At 42.6% G+C, this 26,495-nt stretch carries 26 protein-coding genes and 1 other annotated feature; of the genes, 23 read left to right on the top strand and 3 right to left on the bottom strand.

The window, feature by feature from the left end:
• The first annotated feature begins 402 nt into the window (after nt 1–402).
• The 6 genes from thrS (at nt 403) to A361_RS22060 (ending at nt 5,021) form a co-directional block, all read left to right on the top strand.
• Nucleotides 403–2,334, top strand: coding sequence for a threonine--tRNA ligase (gene thrS, locus A361_RS22085; protein ID WP_009333217.1), 1,932 nt, complete (start codon nt 403–405; stop codon nt 2,332–2,334).
• 250 nt (nt 2,335–2,584) lie between these two features.
• Nucleotides 2,585–2,708 (top strand) — a sequence feature (ribosomal protein L20 leader region).
• A gap of 177 nt (nt 2,709–2,885) precedes the next feature.
• The gene (gene infC / locus A361_RS22080; RefSeq protein WP_009333216.1) at nt 2,886–3,389 is read left to right on the top strand and encodes a translation initiation factor IF-3; all 504 of its coding nucleotides are present in this window, start codon (nt 2,886–2,888) and stop codon (nt 3,387–3,389) included.
• A gap of 15 nt (nt 3,390–3,404) precedes the next feature.
• Nucleotides 3,405–3,605, top strand: coding sequence for a 50S ribosomal protein L35 (gene rpmI / locus A361_RS22075; protein ID WP_009333215.1), 201 nt, complete (start codon nt 3,405–3,407; stop codon nt 3,603–3,605).
• Between the two features lie 26 nt (nt 3,606–3,631).
• On the top strand, nt 3,632–3,991 hold the full coding sequence (gene rplT / locus A361_RS22070) for a 50S ribosomal protein L20 (protein WP_009333214.1): 360 nt from the start codon (nt 3,632–3,634) through the stop codon (nt 3,989–3,991).
• Between the two features lie 124 nt (nt 3,992–4,115).
• A complete protein-coding gene (locus tag A361_RS22065) occupies nt 4,116–4,388 on the top strand; it encodes a DUF1294 domain-containing protein (RefSeq protein WP_019383089.1) in 273 nt (90 codons plus the stop codon).
• Between the two features lie 63 nt (nt 4,389–4,451).
• Complete coding sequence (locus A361_RS22060) at nt 4,452–5,021, top strand: TVP38/TMEM64 family protein (protein ID WP_019383090.1); 570 nt, start codon at nt 4,452–4,454, stop codon at nt 5,019–5,021.
• A 31-nt stretch (nt 5,022–5,052) separates the two neighbouring features.
• Here the strand turns inward: A361_RS22060 and A361_RS22055 are convergent, their stop codons facing one another.
• Nucleotides 5,053–5,466, bottom strand: a complete 414-nt coding sequence (locus A361_RS22055; RefSeq protein WP_019383091.1) for a hypothetical protein — start codon at nt 5,464–5,466, stop codon at nt 5,053–5,055.
• 141 nt (nt 5,467–5,607) lie between these two features.
• Here A361_RS22055 and A361_RS22050 point away from each other — a divergent pair, with 141 nt between their 5' ends.
• Both A361_RS22050 and A361_RS22045 read left to right on the top strand, forming a co-directional pair.
• On the top strand, nt 5,608–6,099 hold the full coding sequence (locus A361_RS22050; protein WP_009333210.1) for a dUTP diphosphatase: 492 nt from the start codon (nt 5,608–5,610) through the stop codon (nt 6,097–6,099).
• A 108-nt stretch (nt 6,100–6,207) separates the two neighbouring features.
• Entirely contained in the window at nt 6,208–7,293 is a 1,086-nt protein-coding gene (locus A361_RS22045; RefSeq protein WP_019383092.1) for a M42 family metallopeptidase, read from the top strand.
• A gap of 123 nt (nt 7,294–7,416) precedes the next feature.
• Here the strand turns inward: A361_RS22045 and sspI are convergent, their stop codons facing one another.
• Complete coding sequence (sspI, locus tag A361_RS22040) at nt 7,417–7,623, bottom strand: small acid-soluble spore protein SspI (RefSeq protein WP_009333207.1); 207 nt, start codon at nt 7,621–7,623, stop codon at nt 7,417–7,419.
• A gap of 141 nt (nt 7,624–7,764) precedes the next feature.
• Between sspI and A361_RS22035 the strand changes: the two genes are divergently transcribed.
• The 3 genes from A361_RS22035 to pheT all read left to right on the top strand — a co-directional run bounded on the left by A361_RS22035 (nt 7,765) and on the right by pheT (nt 12,619).
• Nucleotides 7,765–8,514: a TrmH family RNA methyltransferase gene (locus A361_RS22035; RefSeq protein ID WP_019383093.1), complete on the top strand. Its 750-nt coding sequence runs from the start codon at nt 7,765–7,767 to the stop codon at nt 8,512–8,514.
• A 508-nt stretch (nt 8,515–9,022) separates the two neighbouring features.
• Nucleotides 9,023–10,060 carry a phenylalanine--tRNA ligase subunit alpha gene (pheS, locus tag A361_RS22030; RefSeq protein ID WP_009333205.1) on the top strand — a complete coding sequence of 346 codons (1,038 nt, stop codon included), beginning with the start codon at nt 9,023–9,025 and terminating at the stop codon, nt 10,058–10,060.
• A 144-nt stretch (nt 10,061–10,204) separates the two neighbouring features.
• Nucleotides 10,205–12,619, top strand: coding sequence for a phenylalanine--tRNA ligase subunit beta (gene pheT / locus A361_RS22025; protein WP_019383095.1), 2,415 nt, complete (start codon nt 10,205–10,207; stop codon nt 12,617–12,619).
• A 169-nt stretch (nt 12,620–12,788) separates the two neighbouring features.
• Here the strand turns inward: pheT and rnhC are convergent, their stop codons facing one another.
• The gene (gene rnhC / locus A361_RS22020; RefSeq protein ID WP_009333203.1) at nt 12,789–13,727 is read right to left on the bottom strand and encodes a ribonuclease HIII; all 939 of its coding nucleotides are present in this window, start codon (nt 13,725–13,727) and stop codon (nt 12,789–12,791) included.
• 159 nt (nt 13,728–13,886) lie between these two features.
• Here rnhC and zapA point away from each other — a divergent pair, with 159 nt between their 5' ends.
• The 12 genes from zapA (at nt 13,887) to trxA (ending at nt 26,371) form a co-directional block, all read left to right on the top strand.
• Nucleotides 13,887–14,153, top strand: coding sequence for a cell division protein ZapA (zapA, locus tag A361_RS22015; RefSeq protein WP_009333202.1), 267 nt, complete (start codon nt 13,887–13,889; stop codon nt 14,151–14,153).
• 2 nt (nt 14,154–14,155) lie between these two features.
• Nucleotides 14,156–14,698, top strand: coding sequence for a CvpA family protein (locus A361_RS22010; protein ID WP_009333201.1), 543 nt, complete (start codon nt 14,156–14,158; stop codon nt 14,696–14,698).
• Nucleotides 14,699–15,094: 396 nt separating this feature from the next.
• The gene (polX, locus tag A361_RS22005) at nt 15,095–16,813 is read left to right on the top strand and encodes a DNA polymerase/3'-5' exonuclease PolX (RefSeq protein ID WP_019383097.1); all 1,719 of its coding nucleotides are present in this window, start codon (nt 15,095–15,097) and stop codon (nt 16,811–16,813) included.
• A gap of 29 nt (nt 16,814–16,842) precedes the next feature.
• The gene (locus A361_RS22000) at nt 16,843–19,200 is read left to right on the top strand and encodes an endonuclease MutS2 (protein WP_019383098.1); all 2,358 of its coding nucleotides are present in this window, start codon (nt 16,843–16,845) and stop codon (nt 19,198–19,200) included.
• Between the two features lie 72 nt (nt 19,201–19,272).
• On the top strand, nt 19,273–19,680 hold the full coding sequence (locus A361_RS21995) for a DUF350 domain-containing protein (protein ID WP_009333198.1): 408 nt from the start codon (nt 19,273–19,275) through the stop codon (nt 19,678–19,680).
• Between the two features lie 752 nt (nt 19,681–20,432).
• Entirely contained in the window at nt 20,433–22,136 is a 1,704-nt protein-coding gene (locus tag A361_RS21990; RefSeq protein WP_019383258.1) for a long-chain-fatty-acid--CoA ligase, read from the top strand.
• A 137-nt stretch (nt 22,137–22,273) separates the two neighbouring features.
• A complete protein-coding gene (locus A361_RS30325; protein WP_162272015.1) occupies nt 22,274–22,444 on the top strand; it encodes a hypothetical protein in 171 nt (56 codons plus the stop codon).
• Nucleotides 22,425–23,009, top strand: a complete 585-nt coding sequence (locus tag A361_RS21980) for a TetR/AcrR family transcriptional regulator (protein ID WP_009333196.1) — start codon at nt 22,425–22,427, stop codon at nt 23,007–23,009. The genes A361_RS30325 and A361_RS21980 overlap by 20 nt, the downstream gene beginning before the upstream one ends.
• Nucleotides 23,010–23,049: 40 nt before the next feature.
• Nucleotides 23,050–23,823, top strand: a complete 774-nt coding sequence (locus A361_RS21975; RefSeq protein ID WP_009333195.1) for an enoyl-CoA hydratase — start codon at nt 23,050–23,052, stop codon at nt 23,821–23,823.
• Nucleotides 23,824–24,086: 263 nt separating this feature from the next.
• Nucleotides 24,087–24,860, top strand: coding sequence for an electron transfer flavoprotein subunit beta/FixA family protein (locus tag A361_RS21970; protein ID WP_009333194.1), 774 nt, complete (start codon nt 24,087–24,089; stop codon nt 24,858–24,860).
• Between the two features lie 40 nt (nt 24,861–24,900).
• On the top strand, nt 24,901–25,878 hold the full coding sequence (locus tag A361_RS21965; RefSeq protein ID WP_009333193.1) for an electron transfer flavoprotein subunit alpha/FixB family protein: 978 nt from the start codon (nt 24,901–24,903) through the stop codon (nt 25,876–25,878).
• Nucleotides 25,879–26,056: 178 nt separating this feature from the next.
• Nucleotides 26,057–26,371 (top strand): thioredoxin, encoded by a 315-nt coding sequence (gene trxA / locus A361_RS21960; RefSeq protein WP_009333192.1) that lies wholly within the window; start codon nt 26,057–26,059, stop codon nt 26,369–26,371.
• Nucleotides 26,372–26,495: the final 124 nt, after the last annotated feature.

Raw genomic sequence — 26,495 nt, 5'->3', positions numbered from 1 at the left:
TTAGGAGCAAAATCTGAATCCAGCTCCAGCGCCTAGCCCCTCGAGGTCACAAGTTTGTCTAGTTGCGGCTCCAGGGGACGAAAGACTAACCCATCCCTTTCAGAAGGAGAAAACGCCTTCTTGCAGGGCTTGTCTTCGTCCCTGGGCAGTCGCCTCGACATTTCGGGAATCCTTCAAAAAAGGAAAGAACGCCTTTTTATGAGGCCCGCCTTGTGCTTGTCGGGGCTGATCAAGGCGCTTGCGCTTTATCGCAGTCTAACGGACAGTATATCCCCATGCAAGTTGGTTACACTCGATAAGTATGTATGGATAACTGCCCGTAATGCCCGATAAGTTCAACTAACAATCAGGAGAAAATGACTCCTGATTGGAGTTTCACTTTATAAATAAGGAGGAAATATCATGTCAGAAGTTGTTAAAGTTTCGTTTCCAGATGGAGCTGTAAAGGAGTACCCAAAGGGAACGACAACAGAAGATATTGCAGCTTCGATCAGCCCGGGCCTGAAGAAAAAGGCAATTGCCGGCAAGCTGGATGGAGAAATGTATGATCTTCGCCGTCCAATCGAAAAGGATGGAGCTATTGAAATTGTAACACCGGACTCAAACGATGCGCTGGAGGTTCTTCGCCACAGTACTGCCCATCTAATGGCGCAGGCAATCAAGCGTTTGTATAAAAATGTAAAGCTTGGGGTAGGTCCTGTCATTGAAGGCGGATTTTATTATGACATCGACCTCGAAGAATCACTTTCACCAGAAGACCTTCCTGTGATAGAAAAAGAAATGAAGAAAATCATTAATGAAAACCTTGACGTTGTCCGCAAGGAAGTCAGCCGTAATGAGGCGGTTCAGATGTACAAGGAAATTGGTGATGAATACAAGCTTGAACTGATTGAAGCCATTCCTGAAGATGAAACAGTGACAATCTATGAGCAGGGCGAATTCTTTGATCTCTGCCGCGGAGTCCACGTTCCATCGACCGGCAAACTAAAAGAGTTTAAATTATTAAGTATTGCTGGCGCCTACTGGAGAGGCGACAGTGACAATAAGATGCTTCAGCGCATTTATGGTACAGCTTTCTTTAAGAAAGAAGACCTGGCCGAGCATTTGCGTCTCCTTGAGGAAGCGAAAGAGCGTGATCATCGTAAAATCGGCAAAGAGCTTAACTTGTTTATGAATTCGCAAAAAGTCGGACAGGGCTTGCCTATGTGGCTTCCAAAAGGGGCAACAATCCGCCGCAATATCGAGCGCTATATCGTTGATAAGGAAGAAAGACTGGGCTATGACCATGTATATACTCCGATCATGGGAAGTGTAGATCTTTATAAAACATCCGGGCACTGGGATCATTATCAGGAAGATATGTTCCCTGTAATGGAAATGGATAACGAACAGCTTGTTCTTCGTCCAATGAATTGCCCGCATCATATGATGATCTATAAGAATGGCATCCACAGCTACCGTGAACTGCCAATCCGTATTGCTGAGCTTGGAACAATGCACCGCTATGAAATGTCAGGAGCACTATCCGGCCTTCAGCGTGTACGCGGCATGACTCTGAACGATGCTCATATTTTTGTCCGCCCTGACCAGATTAAGGAAGAGTTTAAGCGCGTAGTACACCTGATTCTTGAAGTATATAAAGACTTCGATATCAATGACTACTCATTCCGTCTTTCCTACAGAGATCCACAGGATACTGAGAAGTACTTTGATGACGATGAAATGTGGGAAAAAGCACAGGCAATGCTTAAAGAAGCCATGGATGAAATCGGCCTTGATTATTTTGAGGCAGAAGGTGAAGCAGCTTTCTACGGTCCGAAGTTGGATGTTCAAGTTAAAACTGCTCTTGGCAAGGATGAGACATTATCTACTGTCCAGCTGGACTTCTTGCTTCCTGAACGCTTTGACCTGACTTATGTAGCCGAAGATGGAAAGCCTCATCGTCCGGTCGTTATCCACCGCGGTGTCGTTTCCACTATGGAGCGTTTTGTGGCATTCCTGATTGAAGAGTATAAGGGAGCATTTCCAACATGGCTTGCCCCGGTTCAAGTTCAGGTAATTCCGGTTTCTCCTGATATTCACTTTGATTATGCAAAACAAGTCCGGGAGCAGCTTCAGGCAGAGGGCTTCCGCGTAGAGCTGGATGACCGCAATGAAAAAATCGGCTATAAGATCCGTGAAGCGCAAATGCAAAAGACTCCATACATGCTTGTTGTGGGGGACAATGAAGTAGCTGAAAAAGCTGTCAATGTCCGTAAATATGGAGAGCAAAAATCAGAAACAGTTTCATTTGAAGACTTCATCTCAGCATTAAAAGCAGAAGTTAAACGATAATTATGAAAAAGGGCTGCACGAGCTGCAGCCCTTTTTTGTGAAGTTTTTGTGACAGCCGCAGAATCTGTAATACCCAAGTCAGCTGTGCAAACCAGAAAGTTGGCATTAAATTCATTTTGAAAAAATGTTGAAATCATATTGCCAAAAGCGATTAATTTTGTTATGCTTTTCTTCGTTGTGATAAAAGTTATTCGTTTGACACGAAATCATACTTTGTGATATAGTAGCTAAGGTAAATTGAATACAGTTTGAGGAAAAGAAGAAGCACCCGCTTCTCACCTGATTGACGCAAAGTGCAGTTGGCAGGTTTTACGTGAACATTTTCTGTTTATATACGTAAGTGTGGGTGTTTTCATCCGCACTTTTTTATTTGGTTAAAAACAGCTCTGCTTCCGCTCCGGAAGAGAAATGTTGCATAACTTGCGATTCAGCTTTGGTCCGGTGCAGCTGGCAGCTTAAAAGTTGTCTGCTCCAGCAGGCGCTTGCGCTTTTCTTGACCCAAACGTTGTGTTCGCATTAAACCTTGGAGGTGTCTAGCTATTAGCAAAGATATGTTGTTAAACGAGGGCATTCGCGCCCGCGAAGTCCGTCTTATTGACCAAAACGGCGAGCAGTTAGGTATTAAATCAAAATTCGACGCACTTGAAATTGCTTCTCGTGCCAATCTGGATCTTGTTCTGGTTGCACCGAATGCGAAACCTCCGGTAGCCCGTATCATGGACTACGGAAAGTTCAAATTCGAGCAGCAGAAGAAAGATAAAGAAGCTCGCAAAAACCAGAAGATTATTAGTATTAAAGAAGTTCGTCTTAGCCCGACTATTGAAGAGCATGACTTTAATACAAAGCTTCGCAATGCTATTAAATTCCTTGAAAAAGGCGATAAAGTAAAAGCATCGATCCGATTTAAAGGTCGTGCCATTACGCATAAGGAAATTGGCCAGCGTGTTTTAATCCGGTTTGCACAAGCATGCAATGAAGTTGCAGTAGTGGAATCGCATCCAAAAATGGATGGCCGAAGCATGTTTATGGTCTTAGCACCGAAAAACGACAAGTAAGAGGAGGAATTCCCAATGCCAAAAATGAAAACTCACCGCGGCGCTGCTAAGCGTTTCAAAAGAACAGGTTCTGGTAAACTGAAGCGTTCTCATGCTTACAGAAGCCATATGTTCGCTAACAAATCTCAAAAGCAAAAGCGTAAGCTTCGCAAAGGAACTCTTGTTTCTTCAGGCGATTACAAGCGCATCCGTAACTTACTAGTAAATCTTAAGTAATATCTCGAAATTAGGAGGGAAATAATATGCCACGTGTAAAAGGCGGTACAGTTACTCGCAAACGTCGTAAAAAAGTCATCAAATTAGCTAAAGGTTATTTCGGTTCAAAACATACATTATACAAAGTTGCTAACCAGCAGGTTATGAAATCCCTAATGTATGCATACCGCGACCGTCGCCAGAAAAAGCGCGACTTCCGCAAACTTTGGGTTACTCGCATCAACGCAGCAGCTCGCATGAACGGTCTTTCTTACAGCCGTTTAATGCATGGTTTAAAGCTTGCTGGCATCGAAGTTAACCGCAAAATGCTTGCTGAATTAGCAATCGCTGACGAAAAAGCATTTGCTGAATTAGCATCAGTTGCAAAGCAGCAGCTTAGCAAGTAATAATTATTCATAAAATAGCCATTCCCTTAAATGTGGGAATGGTTTTTATTTTGCTTTAAATGGACAGAAGCTTTTGTTTCATTTAAGCTCAATACAGACTTAATACATATAAAGGAGAAAGCTCATGGTCAAGACAATTGCTCTTATCTATCTGATTATGAATGTGGCTGGTTTTTATCTGATGAAGCTTGATAAGGAGAAGGCGAAACGGAATCAGTATCGAATCAGCGAAAAAAATCTCTGGATCACAGCCATTTTGAGCGGGGCTGCGGGAATGACTCTTGGAATGAAGGCTTTCAGGCATAAAACAAAGCATGTGCAGTTTAAATGGGGACTGCCTATTCTGGCGATGCTTGAAGCAGGCTTACTTGTGTACCTGATTATTCTCTTGTCATAAACAATCAGGGCTATCCATAAGCTTTAGGGAACAGCAGGAATGACATCGGGGAGAGGTGAAGGCATGAATGATCAATTGACTCTATTGTTTGCCATGGCAGAGACTGCTGGAATTCTTGCTCCCATTGCTTTTATCTTTTTTCATATCATCAGGCAGTTTCTATTCATTCCGGTACCGCTTGTCTGCATAACTGGAGGAGTTCTGTTTGGAAGTTTTTTTGGTTCTGTTTTCTCCATTGCAGGACTGATGATCAGCAGCATTCTTTTTTATTTCTTGATCACAAAAATGCCGAGGACACATGAAAAGCTTTCATTACTAAGAAAGCGGTGGTTCGGGGAATACCGGAATTTGACTGTCGGTCAGGTTGCGGTTTTAAGGCTCATCCCTTTTATTCATTACCATTTATTGAACTTTTGTCTTATGGAGAGGAATAAGGGTTTTGATCAATATTTGAAAAATTCTTGGATCACCAATTTGCCGCTGGCTGTTTTTTATACCGTTTTCGGAGAATTCATCAGCCGATTCACTCCTTCAATGGTTATTCTGATTTTGCTTTCCCTTTCTGTTTTAGTATTTGTGCTGAGGGAAAAGGTGACTGTCATTAAATGGAAGGAATTCTTTAAAGCAGCATAAAAAAAACGTTCGGGGCTGCCGAACGTTTTTTTTATAAATGGTTTTTAATTTCATCTCCTGGTGAAGCTGTTTTATGCATAAATTCCTTCACAGGGCTTTTCCAGTCAATTTTTGCAGTGGGATAGGCCTCGGTTATCTTTCTTTCTATAAAAAGAAAATCCTCCCTTACCATCCCTTTAAGGGCCGATGTATTGTGCGGCCAGATGAAAATGGAGACCACATCAAAGGCATTGTCCGTGGTTCCCAGATATTTTTCGCCCTCAAATAAAACCCCTTTATACGTAATCAGGAAGTTCTTCCTGACATTTTCCTGGTCATCCCAAAAATAATATCGTTTCTGTTCGTGGGCAAGCTCGAGCTTTCTCTTAGAATTCAGCAGATATTTTAACGCGGTGTATATAAGAAAAAGAATCAGAGCAAACAATAGCATACGCAGGAGCCACATATTAACCAGCCCTCCATTATTATTTTCCTTACTTTACGGATGAGATTAAAAAAAGTTTCAACCTTTTTGCGATTTGTTATAATTTTTTTGATAGGCAATGTTTTGTATGTTAATCATTTATTTCTTATAGGATGGTGGAAAATGAATTATCAGCTATTATTTCAAATGCAAAAAGGGCTGGACAGCCATATAGAATCAAATCATGGTTTAGAGGAAGAAGATTTATTTGAACGTAAGGTGCTTGCGCTGCTGGTTGAATTGGGAGAGCTTGCAAATGAGACAAGATGCTTCAAGTTTTGGAGCCTTAAGCCATCCTCCCCTCAGGAAACAGTATTGGAAGAGTTTGTAGACGGTATACATTTCATTTTATCACTTGGAATTGAATGCGGATTTGATGCTGAAAAGGAATATGCTGTTCCTTTGGAAAAGGCAGAGTCAGTGAATGGCCAGTTTTTGTCTGTATATGATGAAATCGGACAGTTTCGGACTAGCCGTTCCCTAGCCGATTATAAAGAGCTTATTGCTGCCTATTTGCAGCTAGGGGAAATGCTTGGTTTTAACTCTTCAGATATAGAAAAAGCATATATAGATAAAAATGAAGTAAATTATAAAAGGCAGGCTGAAGGATACTAATCCTGCAGGTCCGCCTGCAGCCGGAGTAAATATCCGTCTGATAATTCTTTATATTAAATCGCATGTTCGGTATAATAGGGTTGAATAAATATTAAGGGAGTCGAAATGATGGCTAAATTAGATGAAACGTTAACCATGCTTAAAGACTTAACGGATGCGAAAGGAATTCCGGGAAATGAGCGCGAACCGCGCGAGGTTATGAAAAAATACATAGCAGCATATGCTGATGAAGTGACAACAGATGGACTGGGAAGCCTGATTGCTAAAAAAACCGGCAAAGAAGGCGGCCCTAAGATCATGGTGGCTGGCCACTTAGATGAAGTTGGATTTATGGTAACAAACATTGATGATAAAGGTTTCATCCGCTTCCAGACAGTTGGGGGCTGGTGGTCACAGGTTATGCTTGCACAGCGTGTGACGATTGTAACGTCCAAGGGAGATATCACCGGGGTAATTGGTTCTAAGCCTCCGCATATCTTGTCCCCGGATGCGCGCAAAAAGCCTGTTGAAATTAAAGACATGTTCATTGATATTGGTGCTTCAAGCCGTGAAGAAGCGAAAGAATGGGGAGTAAAACCTGGTGACATGGTGGTTCCATATTTTGAGTTTACGGTTATGAATAATGAAAAGATGCTATTGGCAAAGGCTTGGGATAACCGCATCGGCTGTGCAATTGCCATTGATGTGCTTAAGCAATTGAAAGATGCTGATCATCCAAATGAAGTATATGGTGTAGGAACGGTTCAGGAAGAGGTTGGACTTCGCGGAGCCCGCACTTCGGCTCAAAAAATCGAGCCGGATATCGCATTTGGTGTAGATGTGGGAATCGCAGGTGACACGCCAGGGATTTCTGAAAAAGAAGCCATGAGCAAAATGGGCAAAGGGCCGCAAATCATCCTTTATGATGCATCAATGGTCTCGCACAAAGGTCTTCGTGATCTAGTAACAGACACTGCGGATGAATTGAATATCCCATATCAATTTGATGCCATCGCTGGCGGCGGAACAGATTCAGGAGCCATTCATGTTACTCATAATGGAGTTCCATCACTTTCCATCACCATTGCAACTCGCTATATCCATTCCCATGCAGCAATGCTTCACCGCGATGACTATGAAAATGCCGTTAAGCTTATTGCTGAAGTGATTAAGAAGCTTGACCAGGAAACAGTGGATAGGATTACTTTTGAATAAGAAAAGCTGAAGGCCCGCTGCTTTGACCCGAGAGCTGATGGCGCTGGACAGTTATCTAAGTTTTACCCTTTGTTATTTAGCAGAATTAAAAAAACTCCGGAGCTATACCGGAGTTTTTTCATTTTATTTAAGGCCGCTCTCCAATGTTTGAAGCATTTCCAGCTTGTCTTCCTCTGAAGAATTTTTCCAAATTACTTCAAACAAAACACCTAATCCAGGCAGCATTTTCTCTTCCCCATTTTGAATGGCATCTACGATCGTATCTTTAAGTTCGTCTTGAGAGTTGCCTGAAACATTGTGTAAAATGGCATTGCGCAGGTTTAAATTCACCTTGATGCACTCCTTCCAGATTTAATTCGTTATTATCTTCTCTAATTTCGCTTTTATTATGTATTTCAAATAGGCTATAATGAAAAAACTGTATAAAGAAATTCCGGTTGTGCGGGATTTTCTATAAAAGGAGAGACCGTGTTGAAGCATATACAATCTGCAAAAAATCCAAAAATTAAAGAATGGAAGAAACTTTTGACCAAAAAAGAGCGGGACAAAACAGAAACCTTTTTGGTTGAAGGCTTTCATTTAGTGGAAGAAGCACTGAAAGCCAATCAAATAGCTGAAATAATCATTAGTGAAAATAAAGACATGCCTCCCGGATGGGATTATGGCGACATCCCTGTAACAATGGTTACAGAAGAAATCATCGGGCAGCTGGCGGATACGGAAACGCCGCAGGGAATCTTTGCTGTCTGCAGTCAGGAACCATCTTCCGAGGAAGTAAAAGGAAAACGGTTTTTATTAATTGATGCCGTCCAGGATCCCGGCAATCTGGGTACGATGATCAGGACGGCAGATGCTGCTGGTATCGATGCCGTTATTGTGGGTGAAGGAAGCGTTGACGCATATAACCCAAAGGTGCTCCGCTCTGCACAGGGCAGTCACTTCCATTTGCCGGTTTTAAGAGGGAATCTGTCTGACTGGATTGGCAGACTGAAAGAAAGTAAAGTTCCTGTATATGGAACTGCTTTGGAAAATGCCCGGGAATACACAAAGTATGAGTCCTCTGATTCCTTCGCGCTGCTCGTTGGAAATGAAGGAAATGGGGTGAATAAAGAGCTTCTGGCTAATACAGCAGCAAACCTTTATATACCGATATTCGGGAAAAGCGAATCACTTAATGTGGCGGTGGCTGCCGGAATTCTTCTTTATCACTTAAGAAAATAGAAAATGGGCGGCCATTTTTTGAAAACCGTTTGAAACAGCCTCAAGAATGTAATATAATTAACAGCAAAATTATAATAACAAAACGATGACGGAGACCAATACCTTGCAGTCAGCCTTTTCAGGGAGAAAATGCCTAAGACTGAAAGCATTTTTACAGGAAATGCAAGGGAACATTCACCTCCTGAGTTGGCATCGGGACCATTGAAAAGTAAGCGAGAAAGAATAGATAACTGTCTAGCTCCGGCTCCTAGGGGCTAGAGGTCATAAGCCAATCTGTCATGAAGGTAAAGTTCAACCTTCATGCCATCTTGTCTTATGCTTGTCGCCTCCGCTTTTCGATGTAAAGATGTACCGGCATAAGCCGTTATCCCAATGAAGTGAACACGTGCATGAAGTACATATATGTGTTAAAAAGGGTGGTACCGCGAAACCTCGTCCCTTTATGGGGATAGAGGTTTTTTATTTTGGCCAAAAAAGTAAAAGTATTAATTTCAAGGAGGATATTTAGATGCAAGAACGTTTAAAGGAACTGCAAACTGAAGCGTTGGAAAAAATCAGCACTGCTGCTGATTTAAAAGAATTAAATGACATCCGTGTTTCTTACCTGGGCAAAAAGGGTCCAATAACTGAAGTTCTAAAAGGAATGGGGAAACTGTCTGCGGAAGAGCGCCCTAAAATGGGGGCACTTGCTAACGAAGTAAGAGACAGTATTGCTGCAGGAATTGAAGAAAAGCAGAAGCATCTTGAGGAAGCGGCAGTACAGGAAAAGCTGTCTGCTGAAAAGATAGATGTTACTCTTCCTGGACGTCCTGTCAAATCAGGAAACCATCATCCGCTGACACGCATTATTGAAGAAATTGAAGATTTGTTTATTGGAATGGGCTATACAGTAGCTGAAGGCCCTGAAGTTGAAAAAGATTATTATAATTTTGAAGCCTTGAACCTCCCTAAAGGCCACCCTGCCCGCGATATGCAGGATTCCTTCTATATTACAGAAGAGATTCTTCTTCGTACCCATACTTCGCCGGTACAGGCAAGAACAATGGAGAAGCATGAAGGCAAAGGGCCGGTTAAAATCATCTGTCCGGGAAAAGTGTATCGCCGTGACAATGATGATGCTACACACTCCCACCAGTTCATGCAAATAGAAGGACTTGTTGTAGATGAAAACATCCGAATGACCGATTTGAAAGGAACACTGGAAGTGTTTGCGAAGAAAATGTTCGGAGATGACAGGGAAATCCGTCTTCGCCCAAGTTTCTTCCCATTTACAGAACCATCTGTGGAAATGGATATTTCCTGTAAAATCTGCGGCGGAAAAGGCTGCAGCGTATGTAAAGGCACTGGCTGGATTGAAATTCTTGGCGCCGGAATGGTTCATCCCAATGTTCTTGAGATGGCAGGCTTCGACTCTAAGAAATACACAGGCTTTGCATTCGGAATGGGACCTGAGCGAATTGCCATGCTGAAGTATGGTGTGGATGATATTCGCCACTTCTATACAAATGATGTTCGTTTCTTAAAGCAATTTTCAATTCATGAGTAATTAGAAAAGCGGAGGCGACTGTTCAACCCCGACATGCATAAGGCAAGCTGCCATGAAGGTTGTTCTTTAACCTTCATGGCAGAATGACTTATAACCTCGAGGGGGCAGAAGCAGGAGCTGGACAATAAAAGAGGAGGATCATAAATGTTCGTTTCATATAAATGGCTGCAGGAATATGTTGATTTATCAGGCGTTACACCTGCAGAGCTTGCAGAAAAGATTACAAAAAGCGGTATCGAAGTTGAAGGTGTAGAAGTTTTGAATGAAGGCATCAAAGGTGTTGTAGTAGGGCATGTCCTTGAAAGAGAACAGCACCCAAATGCTGATAAGCTGAATAAATGCTTAGTTGATACAGGAGCTGGTGAGCCTGTACAAATCATATGCGGTGCCCCAAATGTGGATAAAGGGCAGAAAGTGGCTGTGGCTACCGTTGGAGCTGTGCTTCCAGGCAATTTCAAAATTAAGCGCGCGAAGCTGCGAGGCGAAGAATCAAATGGAATGATCTGTTCACTTCAAGAGCTGGGCATTGAAAGCAAGCTGATTGCAAAGGAATATGCTGAAGGCATTTATGTTTTCCCTAATGATACAGAAGTTGGCCAGGATGCTCTTGAGCAGCTTAATCGTGACGACCAGATTCTTGAGCTTGGGCTGACTCCGAACCGTTCTGACTGCTTAAGCATGCTGGGTGTTGCTTATGAAGTAGCTGCTATTTTAGGAAGAGGAGTAAAGCTTCCTGAGCCGCAGGCTGAGACTTCATCTGAAAAGGCTTCTGATTATATTGAAGTTCAGGTGGAAGCAAAAGAAGATAATCCTCTTTACGTTGCGAAGGTTGTAAAAAATGCAAAAATAGGTCCATCTCCTGTATGGATGCAGGCTCGTTTAATGGCGGCGGGCATTCGCCCTCACAATAACGTGGTGGACATCACAAACTACATTCTGCTTGAATACGGCCAGCCGCTTCATGCTTTTGATTATGACCGGCTGGGATCAAAGCAAATCCTTGTCCGCAAAGCAAGAGATGGTGAAGTGATTGTTACTCTTGATGATGCCAAGCGTGAGTTAACCTCAGATCACCTTTTAATAACAAATGGGTCTGAACCCATTGCACTTGCCGGCGTCATGGGCGGGGCAAATTCTGAAGTACAGTCGGACACTAAAAATGTACTTATCGAATCAGCTTATTTTAAAGGGGCAACGGTTAGAAAAGCTTCAAAAGATCATGGCTTAAGAAGCGAAGCAAGTGCCCGTTTTGAAAAAGGTGTGGATCCAAACAGAGTTAGAGCTGCTGCAGAAAGAGCTGTTCAATTGCTTGCACAATATGCGGGCGGGGAAGTGCTTGAAGGTTCCGTGGAAGCAGATGCACTGCAAGTGGAACCCGCTGTGGTGTCTGTAACGCTTGAAAAAATCAATCATGTGCTTGGCACGGAACTATCCATGAAAGAAGTAGAGGATATATTTGCCCGTCTTCAATTTGAAACAAATACTGATAACGATACGATTACTGTTACAGTTCCAACACGCAGAGGCGACATTACGATTGAAGAAGACCTTATTGAAGAAGTTGGCCGCTTATTTGGCTACGACAATCTGGCATCCACTTTGCCTGTTGGGTCCTCTACACCAGGGCATCTATCTGAATACCAGAACAAACGCAGAATGGTCCGCCGTTACCTTGAAGGTGCAGGACTTTACCAGGCAGTAACCTATTCATTAACAAATGAAGCAAAAGCGTCTCAATATGCACTGGAAGAGCGCAAACCTGTGCAGCTGGCAATGCCTATGAGTGAAGATCGCAGCCTGCTCCGATTAAGTATTGTTCCGCAGCTTCTAGAAGTATTAAAATATAACTCTGCACGCCAGAACGACAGCCTGGCTGTTTATGAAACAGGAGCGGTCTTCCTCTCCAATGGAGAAGAGGATCTGCCTGAAGAGCGTGAGCACCTTGCTGGAGCGGTTACTGGCTTATGGCACAGCCACCCATGGCAGGGAGAAAAGAAGCCGGTTGATTTTTACGCTGTAAAAGGAGTTCTTGAGGGCTTATTTGATAAGCTGGGACTATCCGATAAGGCTGAATTCCGTCAGGCACAAAAGGATGGGATGCACCCTGGAAGAACAGCAGAAGTATTGCTTTCCGGGAAATCAGTGGGATTTGTCGGCCAAATCCATCCTACTGTGGAAAAAGAGCTTGATTTGAAAGAAACATATGCGTTTGAGCTTTCCTTAAAAGCGATCCTGGATGAAGAAGTTTCACCTTTGCAGTATGAAGCTATCCCGCGTTTCCCTTCCATCACAAGGGATATTGCCCTTGTGGCAGATAAGGGAACAGCAGCGGGCGAGCTTGAAGGAATCATTAAAGAAGCCGGCGGCAAGCTATTAAAAGACGTTCATGTTTTTGACCTGTACGAAGGCGAACGGATGGAGCCAGGCAAAAAATCAATTGCTTTCTCCCTTAAATACTTCGACCCTGAACGTACACTAACGGATGAAGATGTAACAAAAGCGCATGATAAAGTATTGGATGCTGTGAAGGAAAAAGCCGGAGCAGTATTGAGAGGATAAAATAATGAGGAAGGCAGCCCGAAGGCTGCCTTTTCTTTATTTGGCCGTTAAAACAGCTCATTTGGCCGATAAACCTCTGCTTTTGGCCGATAAATATATATTCCAAAGAGTTATGGTCCTCTTAAACAGGAAAAAAGCAGCCAATCTCCTTAAATTGGCTGCTTCATTATCAATTATACTTCCTGCTGTAAAGCTTCATCGCTTTTTCAGTATTCGCAAAGTGCAGTTTTACAAAAGAAGGCAATGCCTCACGCCCTTTATCTCTGATCAGCCGGGCTGCTGCTTCATCAACCTTCGGACCGGCGCCTTTAGTGAGCCGGAAACCGGCCTTTGTGCTAAGATTTTCAAAGTGGCGCACAAACGCATAGCGGGCCAGGATGGATGCTGCTGCAACTGCGAGGTGGATTCCTTCCGCTTTTGTGCTGAAAAAGACTCGTTCCCTTTGAATGGTCTGCTGGTTTTTCAAATAGTTGAAGTAAACCTCTTCCTTTGCAAACTGGTCAATCAAAATGGCTTCAGGCTTTTCAGGAGCAATTTTCCCTAAAACATGCCCGATTGCCTGATTGTGCAGCAATGCTTTGATTTTCCCCTGTGACATCCCTGATTGCTGAAGCTTATTGTATTTTTCATTATGCAGGGTTAACAGGCTGTAGGGAACGATATCTTTTATCTGTTTTGCGATTTCAATGATTTTTTCATCTCCCAGATTCTTGGAGTCCTTTACTCCAAGCTCCTTCAGCAAAGGGATTTGATCTTTTTTTACGTAAGCTGCAACAACCGTGATGGGGCCAAAATAATCACCGGTACCCACTTCGTCTGATCCTATGACAGAAAGGGAACTGATATTTTCCGGCAAGTTGGCCGCTGCAGGGCTGGTTTTTTTGCTCGGCTGTGCACTGCGTGCGGTATCTCCCCATTTTTTTGCCTCTGTTTCACTTCCGCTGCCCTGAAAGAGTACTTTCCCCGATTTATAGGCAGTGATCGAACACCCTGGCACCTTTGCAGCAAATACGCTTCCGGGAGGCAGCTTGTCATTTAGCCTGCCTGAATAATAGGCCTTCATTTCTGAGATTTCATTTGCTTTTTTTAAAAGTACTACCTGGCTCATATTAATTCTCCTCATCTTTGTTAACTGTTTGAATCTGCTGCCTCTATTTGGAAAAAGATTTACATGAACTGAGCTCTTTTGACATGCTTTGACTTCCCACCAATATACGTTCATGTTATGATATTGATTAGGATTCTTTAAAAAAGGAGGGCATGGGCGTTGTCAGAGATACAAAGAAATCGCACAAGTGTAGATATTTATGGACAGCAATATGTAATAGTAGGCTCAGAGAGCTCCAGCCATGTTCGCCTTGTCGCTTCGCTGGTTGACGATAAAATGCGTGAGATCAGTTCGAAGAATCCTTCACTCGACATTAGTAAGTTAGCCGTGCTAACCGCAGTCAATGCTGTTAATGATTATATAAAGCTAACAGACCGTCTGGAACGGCTGGAAAACGAATTAAATAGAGTAAAGGACGGAAAGTAGTCATGCTGGATCTTGCAATTATCATTATTTTGGTTTTTGGCTTTTTTATAGGCTTGAAAAGAGGATTTATCCTTCAATTAATTCATTTGACTGGATTCATTATTGCTTTCATTGTAGCCCGTATGTATTACGGCGAGCTAGCACCTAAGCTGACTTTATGGGTGCCATATCCCAGCTTTAGCAGTGACTCGGCGATTCAGACGTTATTTGAGAATGCAGATCTTGAAGATGCTTACTATCGCGCCATTGCATTTGTCGTGATTTTTTTTGCGGTAAGAATATTACTGCAGATTATTGGAAGCATGCTTGATTTTGTTGCCCATCTTCCTATTCTAAAACAGCTGAATGTTTGGGCTGGCGGCATTCTCGGATTTATCGAAGTCTATCTTATCATGTTTATTCTATTATACATAGCCGCACTGATTCCAATAGAAGTGCTGCAGGGGCCGATCAATAATTCCTTTATGGCAGAATTAATGGTTAAGAATACGCCTGTTCTCTCTAACCAGCTCAAAGAAATGTGGGTTGAATATATGGCTGCGTAACTTCTCTTTTTCTAGAGAAGTTTTCTTTTTGAAAGGCTGTTAATATAAGTTTTGTGGATTTAAATCTACAATCTAGCTAAATCCCCTGAGTTGGTTGGAGCGGAGGACGCTTGATCCTCGAAAATGCGTTCGCATTTTCTTCGTGCGGTGTTGCTCAGGGAGGTTATTCAATGTCCTGCGGGAGGAGAGGGAGCGGGAGACCCCACAGGCGAAGCCGAGGAGGCTCCCGTGCCTCCCCGCGGAAAGCAAGTGTCCGCAGTGGAAACCAACGGCAATATTAAAAGGTAATACCTCACTTATTAAGTAAGAGGCTTTAGAGGATAGCCATGATTTGAAGTTCAAACACAAAATAAGAGATAATACGAATACGAATACAGTTACAGGCAGGTGGTTTTCGTGAGTATAAATAAAAAAGATGTTGTGAGGCTTTTAGAAACAATTGCTGTTTATATGGAATTAAAAGGAGAAAATCCTTTCAAAACAGCTGCGTTCCGAAAAGCGGCACTGGCACTTGAATCAAATGATGAAAGCTTGACTGAAATAAAAGACTTTACAAAGCTATCCGGCATCGGGAAAGGAACCGCTGCTGTTATTGAGGAGTACATAAAAGAAGGAAAGTCTTCTGTTCTGGATGAATTAAAAGAAGAATTGCCTTCAGGATTAATTCCTCTTCTTCAGCTCCCTGGACTGGGCGGCAAGAAAATTGCCAAGCTATATAAAGAGCTGGGCGTCGAAAATGCCGCAGATCTTGAGGATGCCTGCCGCAATAAGAAGGTCCGCGGACTTGCAGGCTTTGGGGAAAAATCGGAAGAAAAGATACTCGCTGCCCTTGAAAATGCAGGAACCAGACCGGAACGGCTGCCGCTTGCATATATGCTGCCAGTAGCGGTAGGCATAGAAGCCGCCCTGGAGGAAATGAAGGATATCGAAAAATACTCAAGGGCAGGAAGCTTAAGGAGAATGAGGGAAACAATCAAAGACCTCGACTTTATTATAGCTACAGACAATCCTGCTTCAGTCAAAGAGCAGTTATTAAGTTTATCCGGGATTAAAGAAGTGATTGCCGCAGGAGATACAAAGGTTTCCGTTGTTTTTGAACATTCCTATGATATATCGGCTGATTTCCGTATAGTTCTGCCGCATGAATTTGCCACTACACTCCATCATTTTACTGGATCGAAGGATCATAATGTCAGAATGCGCCAGCTTGCAAAAGAGCGCGGGGAAAAAATCAGTGAATACGGAGTTGAAAACAATGAAACAGGTGAAATCCTTACCTTTAAAGATGAAGAGGAATTTTACGCCCATTTCGGACTTCCATTCTTTCCTCCTGAAATCAGAGAAGATGGGAAAGAAGTGGATGAATATACGCAAGACATGGAATTAATATCTCTTGAAGATATTAAGGGTGACCTTCATATGCACTCAACCTGGAGTGATGGCGCCTATTCCATTGAGGAAATGATTGAAGCATGCCGGGCCCGCGGCTATAAATATATGGCAATAACAGACCATTCTCAGTACTTGAAAGTGGCGAACGGTTTGACTGCTGAAAGACTTCGCAGTCAAAAAGAAGAAATAAAGCGGCTTAATGAGCAATTCGATGATTTCACGATTCTGTCAGGAGTGGAAATGGATATTCTGCCCGATGGATCGCTTGATTATGATGATGAACTTCTAGAGGAATTGGACATTGTCATTGCTTCTATTCATTCTTCTTTCTCACAGCCGAAGGAGAAAATCATGGCTCGCTTGAAAACGGCGCTGCAGAATGCCCATGTCGACATTATTGCCCACCCTACGGGAAGATTGATCGGCCGCAGGGAAGGCTATGAAGTAGACATGGAAATGCTCATCGAGCTTGCAAAAGAAACAAATACAGCCCTTGAGCTGAATGCAAATCCGAACAGGCTGGACCTTGCTTCCGAGCATATCAGACAAGCTCAGGAAGCTGGTGTGAAAATAGTGATTAATACTGATGCACATAAAATAGACACTTTAAATCACATGGAAATCGGAGTTTCTGCGGCAAAGAAGGGATGGATCAAGAAGGAATCCGTTTTAAATGCCATGGAAACAGAAGATTTGCTCAAATTTCTGAAAGAACGCCAGTAGGAAATTGGGCATGAAAGGGGAAAATCCTCATGCAAGAAAGAGTCTTGAAGATACTTGAGTTCAATAAAGTGAAGGAACAGCTGCTTGAGCACGTTTCTTCATCCTTGGGAAGAAAAAAGACCATAAATATTCGTCCTTCCACTGACTATGAAGAAGTTATCCGCAGGCAGGAAGAGACAGATGAAGCCGTGACAGTACTTAGAATTAAGGGAAATGTACCGCTTGGAGGCATTTTTGATATTCGTCCTCATGTGAAGAGAGCGGTCATTGGAGGGATGCTTAGTCCCCAGGAACTTAACCAGATATCCAGCACGATTCATGCAAGCAGGCAGATGAAGAGGTTCATCGAGGAATTTGCCGAGGAAGAAAGCAGCCTGCCGATCCTGCTGGGATATACAGATAAAATTATTGTACTGGCTGACCTGGAAACGTCTATCCGCAATGCGGTTGACGACAATGGAGAAGTGCTTGACAGTGCAAGCGAGACTCTCCGTTCTCTTCGAAATCAGCTGCGCACGAAAGAATCACGTGTAAGAGAGCGTCTGGAGAGCATGATTCGCTCCACCAGTGCCCAAAAGATGCTTTCTGATGCGATTATTACAATCCGCAATGACCGTTTTGTCATACCTGTAAAGCAGGAGTACCGGGGACATTACGGCGGTATTATCCATGACCAAAGCTCCTCTGGCCAGACATTATTTATTGAGCCCGCGTCCATTGTCCAGCTGAACAATGAATTGCAGGGCATCAGGGTAAAAGAACAGCAGGAGATTGAACGGATTCTCATCGCACTGTCAGTACAGGCCGCTGAAAACAGCAGTGAACTGGAAACCATTGTAGAGGTGCTTGGGGAAATCGATTTTATGTTTGCTAAAGCCAGGTACAGTAAACGCATAAAGGCCTCCAAGCCGAAAATTAATAATGAAGGGATAATTTCATTATTCAAAGCCCGTCATCCGCTTATTCCTATTGATGAGGTAGTGGCAAATGATATTAAGCTCGGAGCTGAATATTCGACCATTGTCATTACGGGACCAAATACCGGCGGTAAAACAGTTACATTAAAAACAGTAGGGCTTTGTACATTGATGGCTCAGGCCGGTCTGCAGATCCCAGCGCTTGATGGTTCTGAAACGGCTGTTTTCGGAAATGTTTATGCTGATATCGGGGATGAACAGTCAATTGAACAAAGCTTGAGTACTTTCTCTTCGCATATGGTTAATATCGTGGATATTCTTGACCAGGTTGATTTCAATAGTCTGGTATTATTCGATGAGCTTGGTGCAGGTACAGATCCGCAGGAAGGTGCTGCCCTGGCGATTTCTATTCTTGACGAAGTATACAAGCGGGGGGCAAGAGTTATCGCCACAACTCATTATCCTGAACTGAAAGCCTATGGCTATAATAGAGAAGGAGTTATCAACGCCAGTGTTGAATTTGATATTGAAACGCTTAGTCCAACCTATAAGCTGCTGATTGGGGTTCCGGGCCGAAGCAATGCTTTTGAAATATCAAAACGGCTTGGGCTCAAGGATCAAGTGATTGAGACCGCAAGATCCTATATAGGAGCAGATACAAATCAGGTTGAAAATATGATTGCATCCCTTGAAGAAAGCCGCAGACAAGCAGAGGCTGACATGGAAGAAGCCAATGACTTTTTGAAAAGTGCAGAAAAACTTCATAAAGATCTGCAAAAGCAAATGGCTGAATTTTATGAGGAAAAAGATGCAATGCATGAGAAAGCAGCAGAAAGAGCCGAGGATATCGTTGAGAAAGCCAAGGCAGAAGCAGAAGAAATTATCCGCGATTTAAGAAAAATGCGCATGGAGAAACATGCTGAAGTGAAGGAACATGAGCTGATAGAAGCAAAGAAACGCCTGTCCGAAGCTGCACCGCAGATGAGCTCAGCAAAGAATAAATTAAAGCCAAAGAATAATAAACATGTGTTTGAAGCAGGCGATGAGGTAAAAGTTCTGAGTTTTGGACAAAAAGGGCATTTGCTTGAAAAGGTGTCTGACAATGAATGGCAGGTTCAAATCGGCATCTTAAAAATGAAAGTAGCCGAAAGGGATTTAGAATATGTCAAGAGTCCAAAACCTGTTGAAACAAAACCAGTAGCAACAGTAAAAGGCAAAGATTTTCATGTGAGCCTTGAACTTGATTTACGGGGCGAACGATATGAAAACGCACTTTTAAGAGTGGAGAAATATATAGATGATGCCCTTTTAGCTGGATATCCCCGTGTCTCCATCATTCATGGTAAAGGGACTGGTGCTTTGAGGCAGGGTGTTCAGGAATATCTGAAAAATCACAGGTCAGTTAAAAAAATTCGATTTGGTGAAGCAGGAGAAGGCGGCACAGGGGTTACAGTCGTTGAATTTAAATAAGCTTTGCCACCCGCTCTCCTTTTGTTTTTTATTAGGGGGGAGGGTACTTAAATTCCAGCGGGGAGAATGGAAATGAAAGAATTTTGGGAAAATGAATTTATTCAGACAGCTGCTTATTATAGTGTAGTCATTTTATGTATGATTGTTTTTTTAGCTGTTTTTGAATTAGTTACCAAGTATCGCAATTGGGAAGAAATCAAAAATGGAAATGTCGCTGTAGCGATGGCGACCGGCGGAAAAATTTTTGGGATTGCCAATATCTTCAGACATTCCATCATGCATAATGATACCTTGCTGACAATGATTACCTGGGGAATTTTTGGATTTTTTCTTTTGTTGATCGGCTATTTCATTTTTGAATTTTTAACACCTAAGTTTAGAATTGACGAAGAAATTGAAAATAATAACAAAGCAGTCGGTTTTATTTCCATGGTGCTGTCAATCGGATTGTCTTATGTCATTGGTGCAGGTTTATCATAAGGAGAGAATTAACATTGGAAAAGTTAGCAAAGGTTCTGCTGGTTCTTAGCGGAGTGTTTCTTCTTATAGGGGCCATTTATATATTTTTCATAACATAATATTTTTGTGAAATAAGGATATGGGAAAATCGCTATTATATATGGCGATTTTTTTTATGTCCATTAAAAAGAATATCCCCGATAGGCTGGACAGCCCTCTGAAAAAAATATCTTCCTGATTGTAAGGTCGTATTCTAATTGTCATAGAACCAGCATTATATTATAATAAGGTCGAACAGTTAGAATGTTCTAAAAGTTCAGAAGGTGTCCATCGCTTTTCTAAAAGTTTAGCAAGTGAAACTTTGAACTTCAATAACTGTCTAGCGCAAGTAGCCTACCCCCTCGAGGTCACAAGCTTGTCTTGTTTCGGCTTCTAGGGACTCGAGACATAAGCCAATCCCTTCCAGAAGGAAAGAACACCTTCTTGCAGGGCTCGTCTTATGCTTGTCGTCCCTGAGCAGTCGCCTCCACATTTCGGTTTGTCTAGTTGCGGCTCATAGGGACTCGGGGTCATAAGCCGTTTCCTTTCAGAAGGAAAAACGCCTTCTTACAGGAACTGTCTTATGCCTGTCGTCCCTGGGCAGTCGCCTTCACATTTCGGGCAATCCTCCCAAAAGGCAAAGAACGCCTTTCCGTGAGGCTCGTCTTGTGCTTGTCGGGGGTGGGTAAGGCGCTTGCGCTTTTCTGATGGGCATGAAGCAAAGGAGGGACAAAATGGCAGAAGCAAAACCATGGCTTAAGCAATATCCGGCAGAAATCCCCTCAACCTTGTCATATCCCAAACAGCCGGTACAAGATTATTTAAAGAATGCTGCAGAAGAATTTCCGGAGAAAATAGCCATCCACTTTATGGGAAAGGAATTCACATATAAATATATATATGAATCTTCCCTGAAGCTTGCCGCCTATTTACAGAAACTTGGAATTGAAAAGGGAGACCGCGTCGCGATTATGCTTCCGAATACTCCTCAGTCCGTTATCAGCTATTATGGAATTCTGATGGCTGGCGGGGTTGTTGTCCAGACAAATCCGCTGTATATGGAACGGGAATTGGAATACCAAATGAAAGATTCAGGAGCAAAAGCAATTATTACAATGGATATCTTATTTCCGAAAGTGAGCAAAGTGGTGCCGCAGACAGAATTGAAGCATATAGTTGTAACCGCTGTCAAAGATGCTCTTCCATTCCCTAAAAATCTAATATATCCTTTTATCCAGAAAAAACAGTATGGCATTGTCGTAAATGTAAAACATGAAGGGCATAACCATTTGCTGACGGAGATTTTAAAGAGGCCGGCTGAACCGATGAAAATCCATGACTTCGATTTTGAAGAAGACTTGGCATTACTGCAATATACAGGCGGCACAACCGGTTTTCCAAAGGGTGTCATGCTTACGCACAGCAATCTGGTATCCAATACAGCCATGTGTAAAGCCTGGCTCTATAAGTGCAGACGCGGTGAGGAAACAGTGCTGGGCATACTTCCGTTCTTTCACGTGTATGGAATGACAACCGTTATGATCTTATCTGTTATGGATGCTCAAAAAATGGTCCTCCTTCCGAAATTTGATCCGGAAACGACCCTGAAAACTATTCATAAAGAGAGGCCGACCTTATTCCCTGGTGCCCCAACGATTTACATTGGGTTATTGAACCATCCGGATATAAAAAAATATGATTTATCTTCCATAGACTCTTGCATCAGCGGATCTGCTGCCCTGCCCGTTGAAGTCCAGCAGAAATTTGAAGAAATAACAGGAGGAAAGCTTGTAGAGGGCTATGGTTTGACGGAATCTTCACCTGTTACACATGCTAATTTCTTATGGGATCGCCCCCGTGTCAAAGGCAGTATAGGTGTCCCTTGGCCTGATACAGATGCAGCGATTTTTTCACTGGAAACGGGAGAAGCGCTTCCGGCAGGAGAAGTGGGCGAAATTGCAGTTAAAGGTCCTCAGGTAATGAAAGGCTATTGGAACCGCCCGGAAGAAACAGCACAGACTTTAAGAGATGGCTGGCTGCTTACAGGTGACCTGGGCTATATGGATGAGAATGGATACTTCTATGTAGTGGACCGGAAGAAAGATATGATTATTGCAGGGGGATTCAATATTTATCCCCGTGAAATAGAGGAAGTGCTATACGAGCATCCAGCCGTGCAGGAAGTGATTGCTGCAGGTATACCTGACCCATATCGCGGAGAAACAGTAAAAGCATATATTGTGCTGAAAGAGGGCAAAGAAGCAACGGAAGAAGAGCTGAATGAGTTTGCAAGAAAGCATCTTGCAGCATATAAGGTTCCAAGGCAATATGAATTCCGCAAGGAGCTTCCTAAGACAGCTGTTGGAAAAATACTGAGAAGGGCATTAGTAGATGAAGAAAAAAAGAAATTTAAAGAAGAAGAGGAAAAGCGGGCTTAACTTCAGAGACCGATTTTCGATCGGCTCTTTATTTTTGCGCCATTAAGCTTGTCCAGACATAAAAGAAATGTAATAATAAAATATATTTCTAGGGATAATTTCTTGACACGAATGAATTGTCCTACTATTATAAAAATATGAATGATGATTCATTCATTTTAGATCATTTTTTAAATTCAAAAATAAACGAAGCTGATTGGCCAATCCCGGCAGCAGGTATGGAATTACTCCAGCCCTGCTGCTCCTTAAAAATCTATGCACCTGTTTATTCTGAAAGGAGGGAACCTATTGAAAAAAACAAAGCCTAAATACCGGCAAATTATTGATGCGGCTGTAGTCGTGATCGCTGAAAATGGATATCACCAGGCCCAGGTATCAAAAATTGCCAAACAGGCTGGTGTCGCTGATGGCACCATATACTTATATTTCAAAAACAAAGAAGATATATTAATATCCCTCTTTCAGGATAAAATGGGCTACTTTGTTGAGAAAATTGAAGAAAAAATTGCAGGAAAAGAAAAAGCTGCAGAGAAACTATTAATGATGGTAGAATCACACTTTAGAATGCTCTCGGAAGACAGGCACCTGGCAATTGTAACCCAGCTCGAATTGAGGCAGTCCAATAAAGACCTTCGCCATAAAATTAATGAGGTGCTCAAAGGATACCTTGCTTTAGTGGAAAGGATTCTTGCTGATGGCAGGGAGAGCGGTGAGTTTCCAGCTGATCTGGACATTAGGCTGGCGCGCCAGATGATTTTTGGCACCATGGATGAAACAGTGACCACATGGGTAATGAATGAGCAAAAATATGATCTTACTGCATTGGCAGAGCCTGTTCATAAACTTTTGATCGGCGGGTGCGGAAAACTTTGAGGCAGATAAAGTGCTCTATAATATAGTCAGGAGGGATAAGATGGAATATCTAAAATGGTCCCATCAGGACTTTGTGGCGACGATTACTATTGAACGTCCGCCTGCGAATGCTCTTTCATCAGGTCTATTGAAAGAGCTTTCAGCTGTCCTGGATGAAGTTGAAAATAATGAGGAAATTAGGGTAATCCTTATTCATGGGGAGGGCAGATTCTTCTCAGCAGGCGCTGATATTAAAGAATTTACAACCATTGAAAGCGGTGAAGATTTTTCAAGCTTGGCGACTTATGGACAGGATCTCTTTGAGAGAATGGAAAAATTCCCTAAGCCAATTATTGCAGCGATTCATGGAGCGGCATTGGGCGGCGGTTTGGAGCTTGCCATGGGCTGTCATTTCCGTCTCGTAGCTGAAAACGCAAAGCTGGGTCTTCCAGAGCTTCAGCTTGGATTAATTCCTGGTTTTGCCGGAACTCAGAGGCTTCCCCGATATGTAGGTGCAGCGCGTGCAGCAGAAATGCTTTTCACTAGTGACCCAATTACCGGGCTTGAGGCAGTGCAATATGGTCTGGCTAACCATGCCTATCCTGAGGAGCAGCTGTTGGACAATGCTTATAGTATGGCGAAGAAAATTGCCAAGAAGAGCCCTGGTTCGATCAAGGCGGCCATTGAGCTCTTAAACTACGGAAAGACGGGGCAATTCTACGAAGGTGTTAAAAAAGAAGCAGAATTGTTTGGGGAGGTATTTGTTTCTGAAGATGGCAAGGAAGGCATATCTGCGTTTATTGAAAAGCGTGAACCAAGCTTTACCGGAAAATAGTGTTTTAAAAGATTTGTGCTGAAAGATTACATTCATCCTCATAATCTATTATAATAGACTTGTATGCGGATGATCTAATCTTCAGAAGATTCAATGGTTATATTATGGTCTGTGAGCGAGCGCCCGCTCAATTCTAAAAGCGGGCAGTTCCAAGCAGATAAGCCTTTCTGTATGCGTTAAATATTTTCAATCTTTCGAAGTGAAGAAATGTTTTAATTAATGGCTTTGTTTTATGACAATGCTTAATTACTAGGAGGGAAATCATGAACATCTACGTATTAATGAAGAGAACATTTGATACCGAGGAAAAAATTACCATCTCCGGCGGCAAAATCAATGAAGATGGCGCTGAATTTATCATTAATCCATATGATGAATATGCAATTGAAGAAGCAATCCAGGTTCGGGATGCGAATGGCGGAGAAGTGACGGTTGTTTCCGTAGGAACAGAAGAAGCTGAAAAGCAGCTCCGTACCGCTCTTGCGATGGGTGCCGATAAAGCTGTATTAATAAATACAGAAGATGATCTTGAAGGTGGAGATCAATACACGACTGCAAAAATCTTATCCGAATACTTGAAAGACAAAGATGCTGACTTAATCATTGCAGGAAATGTAGCAATTGATGGGGGTTCGGGACAGGTTGGACCTCGTGTAGCAGAAATTTTGGGCATTTCTTATGTAACAACTATTACAAAGCTTGATATCAATGGCAGCTCTGCGACAGTAGTGCGCGATGTTGAAGGGGATTCAGAAGTAATTGAGACATCACTTCCATTATTGGTCACAGCTCAGCAGGGGTTAAATGAGCCGCGCTATCCATCTTTGCCGGGAATTATGAAGGCAAAAAAGAAGCCACTTGATGAGCTTGAGCTTGATGATCTTGATCTTGATGAGGACGATGTTGAAGCCAAAACAAAAACAATTGAAATCTATTTGCCTCCTAAGAAGGAAGCAGGAAAAGTTCTTGAAGGTGAGCTGGAAGATCAAGTTAAGGAACTTGTGAAACTTCTTCATACTGAAGCCAAAGTTGTCTGATCATCAATAACTGATAATAATAACGCAGGGGGTAAAACATATGGCTAGAAAAGTATTAGTGTTAGGTGAAGTCCGTGACGGTTCATTGCGTAATGTATCCTTCGAAGCTGTTGCAGCTGGTAAGACTGCGTCAGAAGGCGGAGAGGTTGTAGGTGTTTTAATTGGTGATTCTGTAAGCGCTTTAGCTAATGAAATGATTCACTATGGTGCTGACCGTGTTGTAACTGTTGAAGATGAAAAGCTGAAGCAGTATACTCCTGACGGCTTTTCACAGGCTTTAATGGCTGTGATTGATTCCGAAAGTCCGGAAGGCCTGATTTTTGGACATACAGCATTAGGGAAAGATCTCGCTCCTAAAATTGCTGCCAAGCTGGAGTCAGGTTTAATCTCTGACGTAACGAGCCTTGAAGAGGCAGGCGGCAACCTGGTGTTCACACGCCCGATTTATTCAGGTAAAGCTTTTGAAAAGAAAATTGTTACAGATGGCCTCCTCTTTGCAACAATTCGTCCAAACAACATAGCTCCATTGGAGAAAGATGAATCAAGATCAGGAGATATTGCTTCTGTTGCAGCAGAAATCAAAGATCTTCGCACGATCATTAAGGAAGTTGTCCGCAAAGCAAGTGAAGGCGTTGATTTATCCGAAGCTAAGGTTATCATTGCCGGCGGCCGCGGCGTTAAGAGCGAGGAAGGCTTTGAGCCATTAAAAGAACTTGCTTCGGTTCTAAATGGAGCAGTGGGTGCATCACGCGGAGCTTGTGATGCTGATTATTGTGACTACTCGCTGCAAATTGGCCAAACCGGTAAGGTTGTAACACCAGATCTATATATTGCTTGCGGCATCTCCGGTGCTATTCAGCATTTAGCTGGGATGTCCAACTCAAAAGTAATCGTAGCCATTAACAAAGATCCGGAAGCCAATATCTTTAAAGTAGCTGATTATGGTATTGTTGGAGATCTGTTTGAGGTTGTTCCACTGTTAACTGAAGAATTCAAAAAGCTTAAAGTAAATGCATAAGATAGTATATCGAATGGGCGGCTGATGGCCGCCCATTATACATAGTGCCAATAGGGAAAGAAAGAGAATAATCTGTTCCAAATAGGGTAAATTACGATCGAGCAGATTGTTCGCAACATATAATAAACGATGGTATACTTTCGTTAGTATTTGAGTTAAATTTTAGGAGGCATATCAAATGGCTATTTCACATGCAACTGACCAAAACTTCACTGCTGAGACTGGTTCGGGATTAGTATTGGCAGATTTCTGGGCTCCTTGGTGCGGCCCTTGTAAAATGATCGCTCCTGTTTTAGAAGAGCTTGATTCTGAAATGGGCGATAAAGTAAAAATTGTAAAAATCGATGTTGACGAAAACCAGGAAACTGCTGGAAAGTTTGGCGTAATGAGCATTCCGACATTAATCGTTCTAAAAGACGGTGAAGTTGTAGATAAAGTGGTTGGTTTCCAGCCGAAAGAGGCTCTCGCTGAATTACTTTCAAAACATGCGTAATTTATAAGGAATTTTCCCGGTGTCCCATAAGGACATCGGGATTTTTTTGTCATATGGGTTTTGTTGTTATGCTGCAGGTTTCCAGGCTGATATAATAAGATGGTAATAATGTGCCATCTGCATA

The organism is Cytobacillus oceanisediminis 2691, from assembly GCF_000294775.2.
Lineage (GTDB): Bacteria > Bacillota > Bacilli > Bacillales > Cytobacillaceae > Cytobacillus > Cytobacillus pseudoceanisediminis.
Note: the sequence above shows the minus strand (reverse complement) of the source record. Positions and strands in the feature narration are given on the sequence as shown.